Here is a 13017-nt window from a genome sequence, read left to right as displayed (position 1 = left end):
GGAAAAAAGTACAGAAAAGCGCCGCCTTCAGAGCCATCGCGCTCTGTTTTGCGCTCTTTCACCAGTGGTGGGCGAGGGCGCTAAAGCGATTGCTGCAGCAAGCATCAGGGGATGCCGTTCACACGCTCGCCTGTGGTTATCTCGTGCTTTTTAAACCAGCCTTGTTGCATTTCCAGCACATAGCGCACCGGTTGTTCCGAGCAGTGGCTCTTATCACTGAAAGGCTGCATGCTGACCAGTTTTACGATAACGCCCGTTTTATCGATAAAGGCAGCCGAGAGCGGCAGCGGCGTATCGCGCATCCAGAAGCAGCGCTCGGCATCATCGGTATAAATAAACAACATGCCTTCGTTTTGCGGCATTTGCGTACGGTGCATCAGGCCGATATTCCGCTGCTTAGGGGTGGTTGCAAGCTGCGCTTCAATCGGCTGCTGACGGATATGGAGCAGAGCCCGTGGCAGGTGGATTTGCGCCAGGTTTTCTGCACTGGCCTGTCCCGCTAGCAGTAACAGCAGCAAGGCAGAGCCAAGGCGTTCAAACATTAACCGAGCAGCAGGCTGTCGTCGGCGAGTTGCTCGCCGCGCACTTTTTCAAACTGGTGCAGCAAGTCCGTCACCTGCATTTGCGCACGCTGCTCGCCGCAAACGTCCAGCACCACTTGTCCTTGATGCAGCATCAGCGTGCGTTCGCCGACATCCAGCGCTTGGCGCATGCTGTGCGTCACCATCATCGCGGTGAGCTGATTTTCCGCGACAATCCGCGCGGTGAGCTCAAGTACAAAATCAGCGGTGCGCGGGTCGAGCGCGGCGGTGTGTTCATCGAGCAGCAGAATGCGCGACGGGCGCAGCGCCGCCATCAGCAGGCTGACCGCTTGGCGCTGGCCGCCGGAGAGCAGGCCGATAGGTTCGCGCAGGCGGTTTTCCAGCCCTAAGCCCAGACTTGCCAGTTTGTCGCGGAACTCGCTACGCATTTCACCGCGCACCGCCCTCGATAGATTGCGACGACGGCCACGATTCAGCGCCAGCGCCATGTTTTCTTCAATACTCAAGTTTTCACAGGTACCGGCCAGCGGGTCTTGAAATACCCGCGCCACCTGCTGCGCGCGCTGCCAGACCGGCCAGCGGGTAACATCCTGCCCATCCAGCACAATACGGCCGCTATCGACCGTCATCTCGCCACAAATGCAGTTAAGCAAGGTGGACTTGCCCGCGCCGTTGGAACCTATCACGGTGACAAATTGCCCTTCGCCAATATTCAGCGACAGGCCGCGCAGGGCGCGCGTTTCTACCGGCGTTCCGGCGTTAAAGGTGACGACCAGCTGCTCGGCGCTAAGCACGGGAGAACCTCTTGCGCAGGCGCAGCTTAAGCAGCGGAATAACCAGCGCAACCGTGACCAATACCGCCGTTACCAGATTTAAATCCTGTGCTTTCAGGCCGATAAAGTCGCTGTTAAGCGCCAGCGCAACAAACAAGCGGTAGAGGATGGCACCTAAAATCACCGCCAGCGTTAGCCAAATCATTCGCCGTGCGGGCAGGATGGATTCGCCGACAATCACAGCCGCCAGTCCCACCACAATGGTACCCACGCCCATGGTGATGTCGCTGCCGCCTTGGGTCTGCGCAAACAGCGCCCCGGCCAGCGCGACCAGCGCATTGGAAATCGCCATGCCGAGCAAAATCATGCCGTTGGTATTAACGCCTTGCGCCCTTGCCATACGCGCATTGGAGCCGGTAGCACGAATGGCAAGGCCAGCTTCGGTAGCAAAAAAAGCATCCAGTAAGCACTTGGCCAATATCACAATTAAAAGCAGTAGCAATGGCCGCATGAGATAATCGGCCACGCCTTCAATCTGCAATAAAGAAAACAAGGTGGGATCGTTAATCAGCGGTACATTCGGCCCATTCATAATGCGTAAATTGATGGAATACAGCGCAATCATCACCAAGATGGAAGCGAGCAAGTCCATAATTTTTAGTCGCACATTCAGCCAACCGGTTAAAAGCCCCGCGGCTGCGCCTGCAAAGATAGCCGCCAAAGTCGCGAGCCAAGGATCTACTTCATGCGCAATTAAAATGGCGCAGACCGCTGCACCCAACGGAAAACTACCGTCCACCGTTAAATCAGGGAAACGCAGCAAGCGAAAGGAAATAAATACGCCAAGACCCACCAAACTAAAAATCAGGCCAATTTCAAGCGCACCAAACAGGGAAAACCAAGACATAAAAGTGAGGCGTCAGGATAAAACGAAAATCCCCGGCGAAAACCGGGGACACTCGGCGAAGGTTAGTTACTCAACCACTTGCGCCGCGCTTTGCAGCAATACTTCAGACAGCTTGATGCCTTGTTTTTCAGCCGCACCGGGATTGACAAAGAGTTCCACTTTAGCGCTGGTTTCTGGCGCAATGGTGCCCGGCTGCTCGCCTTTTAGAATGCGTGCGGCCATGCGGCCGGTCTGTACGCCAAGGTCGTGGTAATTAACCCCTAAAGCGGCCACTGCGCCGCGTTTGACTGAGTCAGTATCAGAGGCAATCAATGGAATTTTTGCTTCCTGGCCGACTTTAACCAGCGCTTCATAGGAAGAGACCACGTTGTTATCGGTGCTGGTATAAAACACATCCACCTTACCGACCAAGCTACGGGCGGCGCTGCTGACATCCACCGAACGCGGCGCGGCGGCTTCCACCAGCGTCATGCCTTGGGCGGGCAGCAGTTCTTTTAGCTGTTTGACGACCACCGCCGAATTGGCCTCGCCGGGGTTGTAGACCATGCCCACCCGCGTTGCCGTCGGCACCACCTGTTTAATCAGCGCGATTTGCTGGCTTAGCTCCAGCAAATCCGACACGCCGCTGATATTGCTGCCGGAGGCTTGCCAGCTTGGCGTCAACTTGGCGGCTACCGGGTCAGTGACCGCAGTAAACAGCAGCGGGATGCTTTTGCTGCGCGCCGCTACGGCCTGTGCGGCGGGCGTGGCAATGGCGACAATCACATCGGGAGCATCGCCTACAAATTTTTGCGCAATCTGCCCGGCGGTACCGATATTGCCCTGCGCACTTTGGTACTGCCATTTAAGATTTTTGCCGACGACAAAACCCTCTTCGGCAAGACCTGCCTGCACGCCGTCGCGCGCGGCATCCAGCGCCGGATGCTCGACGATGGAGAGCACGGCAACCGATTTTTGTTCTTGTGCAAACACACCTGAAGCGGCCAAAACAGACAGCAGCGAGGCGCAAAGCCAGCGTTTCATGAGATTTCCTTCTTTTGCGTCCCAAGCGGGGGCGACATGATACGTTTTTAGCCGCTTAAAACATAGCGGCTGTGCTCTGTGCAGCAGGGCAATCGGGTGAAGAGAGTGGTTCTTATCGCTTCAGCCGATTGCCTGGTTCTAATGTCGTCCGCTTCGCGGCTTAAAAGCGACCGGTGAACTTAAGCCACGCGGTGCGCCCGGGTTCGGCGATGCGCACCGGATCTGCCGGATAGCCAAAATCGGCGCTTCCGGCGAGATTCAGGTGCTCGCTGTAATACCGGTTAAACAGATTGTCCACGCCTGCGGTCAATTGCAGGGAATCGCTCAGGCGAACCCCGGCATTCAGCGCCAGGGTAGCGAATCCGGAACTTTCATCCAGATCGCGTCCGACGATATTGCCCTGTCCGGCCGCAATCCGCCCCTGCCGCGCCACGCCACGCAGCAGTGCGCCCGCCGACCAGCGACCGCCTTGCCACGCGGCCGAGAAGCGCGCATCCAGCGGCGGCATCTGCGGCAACGCCGCGTGAGCACTGCGGTTTTCGCCCCAAGCCCAGGCGAGCGTGGTGCCCAGCGTCCAGCCATCGACCGGTTTCCACTCCACTCCGGCTTCGCTTCCGGCAATGCGCGCGTCCACATTGGTTGTGCGTGTGCTCATGCCCATCATGCCGTTCGTGTAGGTGGTCAGAATGTAGTCATCAATAACCCCGGCATAGGCCGACAGCCAGGCCGTCAGGTGCTCATGCTTGTAGTTGAGGCCGATGTCGAGTTGTGTGGTCTTTTCCGGCTGCACTCCGCTAAATGCATTGGGCGCACCCGCAGGACCGTTGTTGGGCGAAAACAGTTCCCAGTAGTCGGGCATGCGTTCGCTGTGACCGAGGCCCAGATACCCGCTCAGGCGCGGGCTCAGGTCCGCTTCATGGCGGATAAAGGCGCTTTTGAGCGTTTCTTTGCGCGTTTGTCCGGCGCTGGGATTGGGCATCGCTGGCATCCCCCTCATGCCGCCGAGCGTGGCGCGGTCATCGCGCGCCTGCGCCCGGTCAAGGCGCAATCCGGAAATCCAGCGCTGCGCTCTGTCTTCGTCAACGGTCATTTCGGCAAAGATGCCGAGGTTGCGAAATTGAGCATCGCGCACCCGCGGCTGCGCGCGGTACGCATCAATACCCATGCCGCTGCGGCGGCGGTGACGGCTGTCCTGTCCGTCCAGCCCGAACGTCATCGCCAACCTATCTGCCTGCCAGGCCAGCGCCACGCGCCCGCCTCGGGTTCTGCGATCCACGTTGCTCGCCATCGGCATCGGCATGGAGCCTGATGGATTGGGTGTGCGCAGGCTGTAGTTGTCCATCACATGATCGACATCGTTGTGATACAGGTTGGCGCTGAGCGATTGCCATGCGCCGGGCAGATTGGATGTTTCAAAACGCAGGCCATAGCTGCTGCGCTCGAACAGGGAACCGTCCATACCACGCCCGGCGTAGCGGGTCTTGGCATCGCCGCGCCCGGCGCTGAGTTCAAGCGCGGTACCTGGGGTCGGCGTCCAGCCGAGGGCGAGGTCGGCATTCCATTTATCCCAGCCCGAATGTACCTGGTGGCCGTTGCCGTCCTTGTAATCAGCGGATTCGGAACGGTTGCCGGTGATGCGCATATAACCGGGTTGGTAGCCTGTGGTCAGGGTGAAGGCCTGATCGTTGCGATCATGGCTTGCGGCCAGCGCGCTGGCATCAAGATTAATGCCGGATTCGCTGAAATACGGCGTATCGCGCTCAAAGCGCACCGTGCCCGCCGAGGCACCCGGCCCCCACAGCACGGTCTGCGGGCCTTTGATGATGGTCAGGCGGTCAAAGGTTTCCGGCGCGATATACGACAGTGGGTTGTCCATCCGCGAGGGACAGGCACCAAGCAACACGCCATCATTGCTGAGGATGTTCAGGCGCGAGCCGAACATCCCGCGCAACACCGGATCGCCGTTGCTGCCGCCCTGGCGGATGGCGGCAAAGCCGGCAACGGTCTTCAGGTAGTCCGCGCCATCGCTGGCCGGAACCGGCTGGCGCGGCAGGCGCGGGTCGGTGCTCCAGGTCAGCGCGCTGGATGGCGCGCTGGTGGTGATGAGAATGCTATCGAGCCTGTGTGCGCCGGATGGCTGGTCGTCGGCCAATGCGGCGGCGGGAAACAGGCAAGCGGATACGACCGCTATAGTGAGCGGGTGAAGAGGGAATTTCATAAAAAATGCTCCAAAAAATACGGAAAAACCCTGCCAGTGGGATCAAAGGCCAGAGAGTTTCAAACCTGTACTTCAGGAGACCAGCGGTGGGCCGCGCGGCGTGTGGGTAGGCCAGAACGGAGCCAGCGGAGTGGCGGGCAGCGCCGAAACGCCGAAAGGCCGCGCTGGCGGTGGCACCACCAACACCAGTGCCAACACCGGCAACAGCCATGCAGCGAGCACGCAGTAGCCGCACACGGCTCCGTGATCCAGATGCGAACCCTGTGCCGGGGTACCACCATCTGCCGAGTGGTCTTGGCTGCCTTTATGCAAAAGTGCATGCGCGGCCTGTTCCTCCACAGCCAATGCCGCGCGCGATACTTCGGACAGGCACATCACGCCCGCATCCGCCTGCGCCGCGTGCTCCATGCCTTGCTGGTAGCGGCTGAGCAGCGGCATGCACAGCATCAGCGCCATCGCCATCAGGGCGAGGTGGTGCATGATGCGATGAAAACGGGTAGCAGGACGGTTCACGGCGTGGATTTTAGAGCCTTGGTACCGCTACTGCCTATTGATCCGGCTCATAAACAGCTTGGTTTTATGGGATTTATGCTGATGTCGCTTTACCCGATGGGCGCGCTGTGCATAAAGCCTTGGTCTGTTCCTTGCTTAAGGCCATGCTCTTTTTCGCTGTTTTGGAGCCTTGGTTTATGACGGTTAGCGTTGATGGTTCTGCACCCGTTGTGCCTTTCAATCTACCCGGCCGCTCGGCGGCAAGTGAAGCAGAGCAGCCAGAAGACTTTGCGTATCTGTACCAGCTTGCAGCGGGTGCAGACCTTGGCGAGCAGCCCTTGGCTGCTTCGGATAAGGCCGCAGGCGAAGAAGACGAAGCAAGTGCCAAAAAACTGGCGGACGAACAGGCGGCAGCGGCTTTGCTGTTGTTTTTATTCAGCCAGGCGATGCCATCCACGCCGCCACCAGCGGATATAGGAGCCGATCAAGGCGAACAGGCGACAGATACGGCAATGGATGAAAATAACCGAGCACTATCACTTGATACGGATCCCGTGCCGGATGAGTTGCCGCAAGACGATAACCCGCTCGAAAGATCGATAAAGTCCAGCACTGATCCTTTCGAAAAAAACACCGACGAAAATAAGCAAGCAGGCCAAGACCTTGCCGTGCCGCCGGTTAAAACGCCGTCTGCCGCAGCAACGGCTGAACAGCCAGTCCGCCTGGAGGGCAAACGCCGCGCGGCTCCTTTAAGCGAAAATGTCGCTGTGCCTCGCGCGCTCTTGCAAAGCAGTCATGACCCATTGACTGCACGGCCTTCAGCCCAAGCCCAAGCCCAAGCCTTGCCGCTGCAAAATGGCCAGTTTTGCGAGATGCTTGGCCAGCGGGTGATGTGGCTGTCCAGCCAAAACCTGCAAGCGGCGCAGATTGAATTGTCGCCCAAGGAATTGGGCACTTTGCAAGTGCGTGTCGCGCTGGCCGAAGGGGCAGCCGAAGTGCAGCTTGCAAGCCAGCATGCCGAGGTGCGCGGGGTACTGGAAGGCCAGCTTCACCGCCTGCAAGCCATGCTGGAAAACCAAGGATTGCCTGCCCCGCGCCTTGAGGTTTTGGATGCTTCTTTTTCGCAGCATAAAGAACAAAGCTCCAAACAGTCGTCGCGTCCCGCCAGCAAGCAGGGCGATAAGCTAAAGACGCAAGACAGCGTCTCCCTCTTGCCTGCCAGCCATCAAAATCTGATTGATTACTATGCCTAAGCTGGCACAGCCCTTGCCTTAGCTTGCGTCACTGATCAGCAGACGGATTATTGGCATGGCGAACAAGCAACCCGCGCAGGCGGCAACGATGACGCAAGTTCCAACTCATGAGCGCCTTAAACTGGCCGCTTTAATCGTAACTGCCATGCTGCTCGCCGCGGCTCTTTCGGCCAGCGGCACTTGGTGGCTGATGGCGCAGCGCTTGCCGGCGTTGGCAGAAACAGTGGCAGAGCCCGCCTTTCCGGTACCGCCCGCCATTTATGAAAATCTCGATCCGCCCTTTGTGGTCAATCTCAAGCAAGGCGGGCAGTCGCGCTATTTGCAAGTCGCCATTGCGCTGATGGGTCGCCATGCTGAAGAACTGAACGCGCTGAAAGCGCATCTGCCACTACTGCGCAGCCGCTTGCTGATGCTGTTTTCCGGCCAGGATCTGGCTCATCTGGCAAGCGCTGAAGGCAAAGAGCAACTGCGCCAGCAGGCCACCCTTGAGGTGCAGCAAGTCGCGCAGCAAGTGCTCGGCATACCGGTGGTCGAACAGGTGCTGTTTACTGGCTTGGTCGTGCAATAAATGGCGGTACAGGATTTATTGTCGCAGGATGAAATTGATGTCCTGCTGCACGGCGTAGACGACGGGCTGATAGCCGAACAGCCAGCCGAACGCATCGACGGCGTTACCGGCTACGACTTGGGCAGCCAAGAGCGCATTGTGCGCGGGCGCATGCCGACGCTGGAGATGATTAACGAGCGCTTTGCCCGCCACACGCGGATCAGCTTGTTTAACCTGCTGCGGCGCAGCGCGGAAGTCGCGGCCAGTGGCGTGCAGTTGATGAAATTCAGCGAATACCTAAGCGCCCTTTACGTGCCGACCAGCCTGAGCATGGTAAAAATCCAGCCACTGCGCGGCACGGCGCTGTTTATCCTCGATGCCAAGCTGGTGTTTAAATTGGTGGATAACTTCTTCGGTGGGGACGGCCGCTACGCCAAAATCGAAGGCCGCGAATTTACCCCAACCGAGCAGCGCGTGATTCAAATGGTGCTCGAACAAGCCTTTGCCGATTTGCGCGACGCGTGGCAGGCGGTACTTGCACTTTCGTTTGACTATATCGGCTCGGAGGTCAATCCGGCGCTCGCCAATATCGTCAGTCCCAATGAAGTGGTAGTGGTTTCGACTTTTCGCATCGAACTGGACGGCGGCGGTGGCGAAATGCACATCACGCTGCCTTATTCGATGATTGAACCGATACGCGATTTACTCGACGCCGGTTTACAGGCGGATATCAACGACCAGGATGAACGCTGGGTAGGCGCACTGCGTGAGGACATTCTGGCCGCCAAAGTGCCGCTGTCCGCCTGTGTCGCCAAGCGCTCGATCAAGCTGCGCGAGCTGCTTAACTTGCGCGAAGGCGACGTACTGCCGATTGAGATGGAACCTTACCTTTTGCTGCGCGCCAGCGGCGTGCCGACTTTCCGCGTGCGCCTTGGCGCACACAAGGGGCAACTGGCGCTGCAAGTGCAAGAACCCGTGACTTCACTGGAAAAATCCCATGACAACTGAGCAAGCCCCGCTGGAAGAATTTGTAAGCCAAGTTAAACAAGACGCGCAAAGCGCACAGGACGCGCCGAATTTTGAAGTGATTTTGGATATTCCAGTGACCATTTCGATGGAAGTCGGCAATACCGAAATCTCCATCCGCAACCTGTTGCAACTGAACCAAGGCTCGGTGATAGAACTCGACCGCCTCGCCGGTGAACCGCTCGATGTGCTGGTTAACGGCACCTTGATTGCGCATGGCGAAGTGGTCGTGGTCAACGAAAAATTCGGCATCCGCTTAACCGATGTCATCAGCCAGAGTGAGCGTATTAAAAAGCTCGGTTAATGGTTTGTTTTTATTGATGTTTAGTACCATTGCTTTAGCCTTTTCGGTTTGCCGGAGAGTGCCGTTTATCCTGGCATTGCTACTTGCCACTCTTAGCCATGCCGCCCTCGCCGAAGGCGGTGTAATCGCTTTGCCGTCCACAAACCACAGCGCTGCTTTAAGCAAAATAGTGTTGGGACTGCTCTTGGTGCTGCTGCTGATAGCCGCGCTAAGTTGGCTGCTTAAGCGCTTGCCCGTCAACAAAAGCGGCGGCGGACATATTCGTCTTATCGAAAGCTACCCGCTCAGCACGCGCGAACGGCTGCTGCTGGTCGCAGTAGGCCGCGAGCAAATACTGCTGGCGGTGGGCAATAGCGGTATCAAGCGGCTACATGTACTTAGCGAGCCCTTGGCGGAAAAACAGCCCGCGGGTGGCACCGCTTTTAGCGCACAGCTCGCGCAGTTTTTGCCCAGCCTGCAACGGGGTCGCGTTTGAACGTTTTTTTTCGCTGGCTGCTACTGCTACTGCCAATAAGCCTATTGGCCGCTCCCTTTGCTTTAGCCGCAGACCCGTTATCACTGCCTGCTTTTAATATCAGCGTAGGTGAAAACGGCGCACAGGAATACTCGGTTAATCTGCAAGTCTTATTATTGATGACGGCGCTCGGATTTATTCCGGCCTTTATCATGCTGATGACCAGCTTTACCCGCATTATTATTGTGCTTTCGATACTGCGCCAAGCCTTGGGATTGCAACAAACCCCATCCAATCCGGTACTGCTTGGGCTTTCCTTGTTTTTAACCCTGTTTATTATGGCGCCGGTCTTTGAGCAGATAAATAAGGAAGCGCTGCAACCCTATTTAGAGGAACAAATCAAACCCGAACAAGCACTAAAACGTGCCGAACTACCATTAAAAGCCTTTATGTTGACACAAACGCGCTCAAGTGACCTGGATTTATTTGTCCGCCTGTCCGCTGCCGAGCCATTGACTGAGCCAGAAAAAGCACCGCTGCTTACGCTCATTCCGGCTTTTGTAACCTCTGAACTTAAAACCGCCTTTCAAATCGGTTTTATGATTTTTATCCCGTTTTTAATTATTGACCTGGTGATTTCCAGCGTACTTATGGCAATGGGCATGATGATGCTATCGCCCTTGGTCATTTCGCTGCCGTTTAAAATCATGCTGTTTGTATTGATTGACGGCTGGGCATTAGTGATAGGTACGCTGGCGGGCAGTTTCGGAACATTAACGTGAGCGCCGAAATTATCCTCGACTTACTGCGCGAAGCCTTTTGGCTGACCTTGCTATGGGTGGCGGTTTTAATATTGCCCAGTCTGCTGGTCGGCTTGTTGGTTGCGGTATTTCAAGCCGCTACGCAAATTAACGAACAAACTTTGAGTTTTCTGCCGCGTCTTTTAATGATTTTACTCACCCTGATATTGGCAGGCCCCTGGCTGGTAGGGCAGCTGATGGAATTTAGCGAAAATCTTATCAGCAATATTCCTCAGATCATCGGTTAGTGCTTGAGTTTAGCGATACGCAGATTACCCATTGGGTAGCCGGTTTATTATTGCCGTTGTTTCGTGTGGGCGCGTTGTTGCTGGCCATGCCGATTATCGGCGGGCATTTATTGCCGATGCGTATTCGCCTGTATTTTTCATTGATATTAACGGCGGTACTGCTGCCCACTTTACCGGCCTCTTCGCTATTGCTTGGTTTTAATCTGGCGACTTTGCTGCTTATTGTCCAGGAAGTATTAAACGGCCTGCTGCTGGGAATTTCGCTGCAATTGTTTTTCCAACTATTTGTGCTCGCCGGGCAATTGCTTGCCAGTCAAATGGGGCTGGCTTTTGCTTCGACGGTTGACCCTGCTTCCGGCACTTCCAACGTAGTTTTGGGGCAGTTTTTAAATATTCTGGCGATATTGTTATTTCTTGCTGTTAATGGGCATTTATTGGTAATAGGTTTGCTCGCGGAAAGTTTTCACAATACGCCGATTGGCAGCGGCTTTTTAACCTCTCGTTATCCTGTACTGCTTGCGCAATTTAGCACTGTGCTAAGCGGTGCATTGCTTTTGGTATTGCCGCAAATTATCGCGCTTTTAGTGGTTAATCTGGCTTTTGGCTTTATGAGCCGCGCCGCGCCGCAGTTTAATATTTTCTCCATCGGCTTTGCTTTGAGCCTGTTAATGGGCTTGTTATTGCTGTGGATAGGTTTAGCCGGTTTTGCGGATAGTTTTTCGCAGCTGGCAAGCGACGCTTTTGTGATATTGCGTGAATTAATTTAATGGCAGAAAACGAAAACGGCGCACAAAAAAGCGAACAACCCACTGAGAAGCGCCTTCGTGAAGCCAAAGAAAAAGGCGAGGTTGCCCGCTCAAGGGAACTTGCCACGGCTACGCTGATGCTTGTCGGTTGCGGTGCTCTGCTGGGCTTTGGCGAGGCGCTCGGGCAAGCGCTGCTGCAAATCTTGCAGCGCTGCTTGGTATTGCCGCGCGAGCAACTGCTAGATAGCCATCAAATGGCGCAACTTTTAATCGACTGCGGGCAAATCGCACTGATTGCACTGTTGCCGATTTTTTGCTGCCTGTTTGTCGCCGCTTTGCTCGCCCCACTGCTAACGGGCGGCTGGCTGTTTAGTGGTGCGAGTATGCAGCCCAAATTCAGTCGATTAAATCCGCTGTCTGGCCTTAAGCGGATGCTCTCTGCCCGCTCGCTTGCCGAACTGGGTAAAGCGCTTGCCAAGTTTGGCTTGGTGCTTGCTGCCTCGCTTATCGTGCTGGCGGCAGACCGCGCCGAGCTGCTCGCACTGGCAAAACAGCCACAGCCGTTAGCCATTAATCATGGCCTTAAGCTGCTGGGGCAAAATCTGCTTTGGCTCTGCACTCCTCTGCTGCTGATTGCCGCTGTTGATGCGCCGATGCAGTGGCTTGCGCAGCAAAAAAAGATGCGCATGACCCGCCAGGAAGTTAAAGATGAGCACAAGGACAGCGACGGCAAGCCGGAGGTTAAATCGCGCATTCGTGCATTACAGCGTGAACGCGCCGAGCGGCGAATGATGGGCGCCGTGCCGCAGGCCGATGTGGTGATTAGCAACCCGACACACTTTGCGGTCGCACTTAAATACGATGAAAACGCGGGAACTGCGCCGCTTTTGCTCGCCAAGGGTCGCGATTTGCTGGCGCTAAAAATCCGCGAAATTGCTGCCGCGCACGATGTCTGTCAATTGCAATCGCCCGCGTTGGCGCGCGCCATTTATTATTCCACGGAACTTGATGAACCCATCCCGGCCGGGCTTTATCAAGCGGTTGCACAGGTGTTGGCTTGGGTTTATCAAGTGCGTAGGCCCGGCTTCGATTTAGCGCCACCCGCGCCGCAAAACCTGCCTATTCCTGATGAGTTGCGGCGGGATGATTAGCGAGGAGCCGCGCCTGTTCAAACCAGCCAATCACCGCCTGCCAATGGGCATCGCCATAAAGTTCACGAAAGCGCGACGTTTCAAAGGCTTTTTCGTCACGCCAAACGGCAAGGCGTTCGCGGATAAAGTCCGTGGTTAAAGCAAGGCCACATTCGATGGTGATGCAGTGATGCCACTCGCGGTAATTTTGAGGAATCATGAAAAGTCCTGCCGATAAATTTGTTATGTTATAACAAATTTGACCTCATCCCTTGAACTTGGCCGATGAATGCGATGCTCCCTGATGTGTCTCTTGCCGAATTGGCCGAAGACTTAGACTCTCTGCAATGGGGCGGTATGCAGGGTGTCACTATCGTCAGCTCGGCATTCAGGTGCGTTATTTGCAAAGCCTGCATCTGCATGATGCGCTGGCCTTTAGCACCGAGTAATAGTATTTATTAAATTATGGGTCTTAGGAAGCAAACGCGATCAAAGCGGCTGTTCACGCAGTAATTTTAGCAAGGCCAGATAGATGTTTTCATGTCGATGATTGA

General features: G+C 56.0%; 15 protein-coding genes and 1 pseudogene. 9 read left to right on the top strand and 7 right to left on the bottom strand.

Annotated elements, in window-relative coordinates; translation table 11 throughout:
• Positions 1–104 precede the first annotated feature (104 nt).
• The 6 genes from AXE65_RS07310 to AXE65_RS07285 all read right to left on the bottom strand — a co-directional run bounded on the left by AXE65_RS07310 (position 105) and on the right by AXE65_RS07285 (position 5976).
• Positions 105–542: a DUF192 domain-containing protein gene (locus AXE65_RS07310; protein WP_068390190.1), complete on the bottom strand. Its 438-nt coding sequence runs from the start codon at positions 540–542 to the stop codon at positions 105–107.
• A complete protein-coding gene (locus tag AXE65_RS07305; RefSeq protein WP_068390188.1) occupies positions 542–1336 on the bottom strand; it encodes an ABC transporter ATP-binding protein in 795 nt (264 codons plus the stop codon). Before AXE65_RS07305 ends, AXE65_RS07310 begins: the two co-directional genes overlap by 1 nt.
• A complete protein-coding gene (locus tag AXE65_RS07300) occupies positions 1329–2222 on the bottom strand; it encodes an ABC transporter permease (protein ID WP_068390186.1) in 894 nt (297 codons plus the stop codon). The genes AXE65_RS07305 and AXE65_RS07300 overlap by 8 nt, the downstream gene beginning before the upstream one ends.
• A 66-nt stretch (positions 2223–2288) precedes the next feature.
• Entirely contained in the window at positions 2289–3245 is a 957-nt protein-coding gene (locus AXE65_RS07295) for an ABC transporter substrate-binding protein (RefSeq protein ID WP_068390183.1), read from the bottom strand.
• 160 nt (positions 3246–3405) lie between these two features.
• Positions 3406–5463, bottom strand: a complete 2058-nt coding sequence (locus AXE65_RS07290; RefSeq protein WP_068390182.1) for a TonB-dependent copper receptor — start codon at positions 5461–5463, stop codon at positions 3406–3408.
• 72 nt (positions 5464–5535) lie between these two features.
• A complete protein-coding gene (locus AXE65_RS07285) occupies positions 5536–5976 on the bottom strand; it encodes a DUF2946 family protein (protein WP_153015415.1) in 441 nt (146 codons plus the stop codon).
• A 176-nt stretch (positions 5977–6152) separates the two neighbouring features.
• On the opposite strand from AXE65_RS07285, the gene AXE65_RS07280 reads away from it, so the two are divergent.
• The 9 genes and pseudogenes from AXE65_RS07280 (at position 6153) to flhB (ending at position 12484) form a co-directional block, all read left to right on the top strand.
• Positions 6153–7208, top strand: a complete 1056-nt coding sequence (locus AXE65_RS07280) for a flagellar hook-length control protein FliK (protein WP_068390178.1) — start codon at positions 6153–6155, stop codon at positions 7206–7208.
• Positions 7209–7263: 55 nt separating this feature from the next.
• On the top strand, positions 7264–7776 hold the full coding sequence (locus AXE65_RS07275) for a flagellar basal body-associated FliL family protein (protein ID WP_079214090.1): 513 nt from the start codon (positions 7264–7266) through the stop codon (positions 7774–7776).
• A complete protein-coding gene (gene fliM, locus AXE65_RS07270; protein WP_068390172.1) occupies positions 7777–8763 on the top strand; it encodes a flagellar motor switch protein FliM in 987 nt (328 codons plus the stop codon). It begins immediately after the preceding gene.
• Positions 8756–9085: pseudogene (fliN, locus tag AXE65_RS07265) on the top strand (flagellar motor switch protein FliN); the annotation flags it as partial. The gene fliM and the pseudogene fliN, both read left to right, overlap by 8 nt.
• Positions 9086–9101: 16 nt before the next feature.
• Positions 9102–9560 (top strand): flagellar biosynthetic protein FliO, encoded by a 459-nt coding sequence (gene fliO / locus AXE65_RS07260; protein ID WP_160330605.1) that lies wholly within the window; start codon positions 9102–9104, stop codon positions 9558–9560.
• Between the two features lie 17 nt (positions 9561–9577).
• Complete coding sequence (gene fliP / locus AXE65_RS07255) at positions 9578–10321, top strand: flagellar type III secretion system pore protein FliP (RefSeq protein WP_068390225.1); 744 nt, start codon at positions 9578–9580, stop codon at positions 10319–10321.
• Positions 10318–10587 (top strand): flagellar biosynthesis protein FliQ, encoded by a 270-nt coding sequence (gene fliQ / locus AXE65_RS07250; protein ID WP_068390166.1) that lies wholly within the window; start codon positions 10318–10320, stop codon positions 10585–10587. Before fliP ends, fliQ begins: the two co-directional genes overlap by 4 nt.
• Entirely contained in the window at positions 10587–11354 is a 768-nt protein-coding gene (gene fliR, locus AXE65_RS07245) for a flagellar biosynthetic protein FliR (protein WP_068390163.1), read from the top strand. The genes fliQ and fliR overlap by 1 nt, the downstream gene beginning before the upstream one ends.
• Positions 11354–12484, top strand: coding sequence for a flagellar biosynthesis protein FlhB (flhB, locus tag AXE65_RS07240; RefSeq protein ID WP_068390160.1), 1131 nt, complete (start codon positions 11354–11356; stop codon positions 12482–12484). Before fliR ends, flhB begins: the two co-directional genes overlap by 1 nt.
• On the opposite strand, the gene AXE65_RS07235 is transcribed toward flhB, so the two are convergent.
• Positions 12453–12683 carry a hypothetical protein gene (locus tag AXE65_RS07235; protein ID WP_068390156.1) on the bottom strand — a complete coding sequence of 77 codons (231 nt, stop codon included), beginning with the start codon at positions 12681–12683 and terminating at the stop codon, positions 12453–12455. The genes flhB and AXE65_RS07235 overlap by 32 nt on opposite strands.
• Positions 12684–13017: the final 334 nt, after the last annotated feature.

Source organism: Ventosimonas gracilis, from assembly GCF_001580025.1.
Lineage (GTDB): Bacteria > Pseudomonadota > Gammaproteobacteria > Pseudomonadales > Pseudomonadaceae > Ventosimonas > Ventosimonas gracilis.
This window is presented reverse-complemented; position numbering and strand designations above follow the sequence as displayed.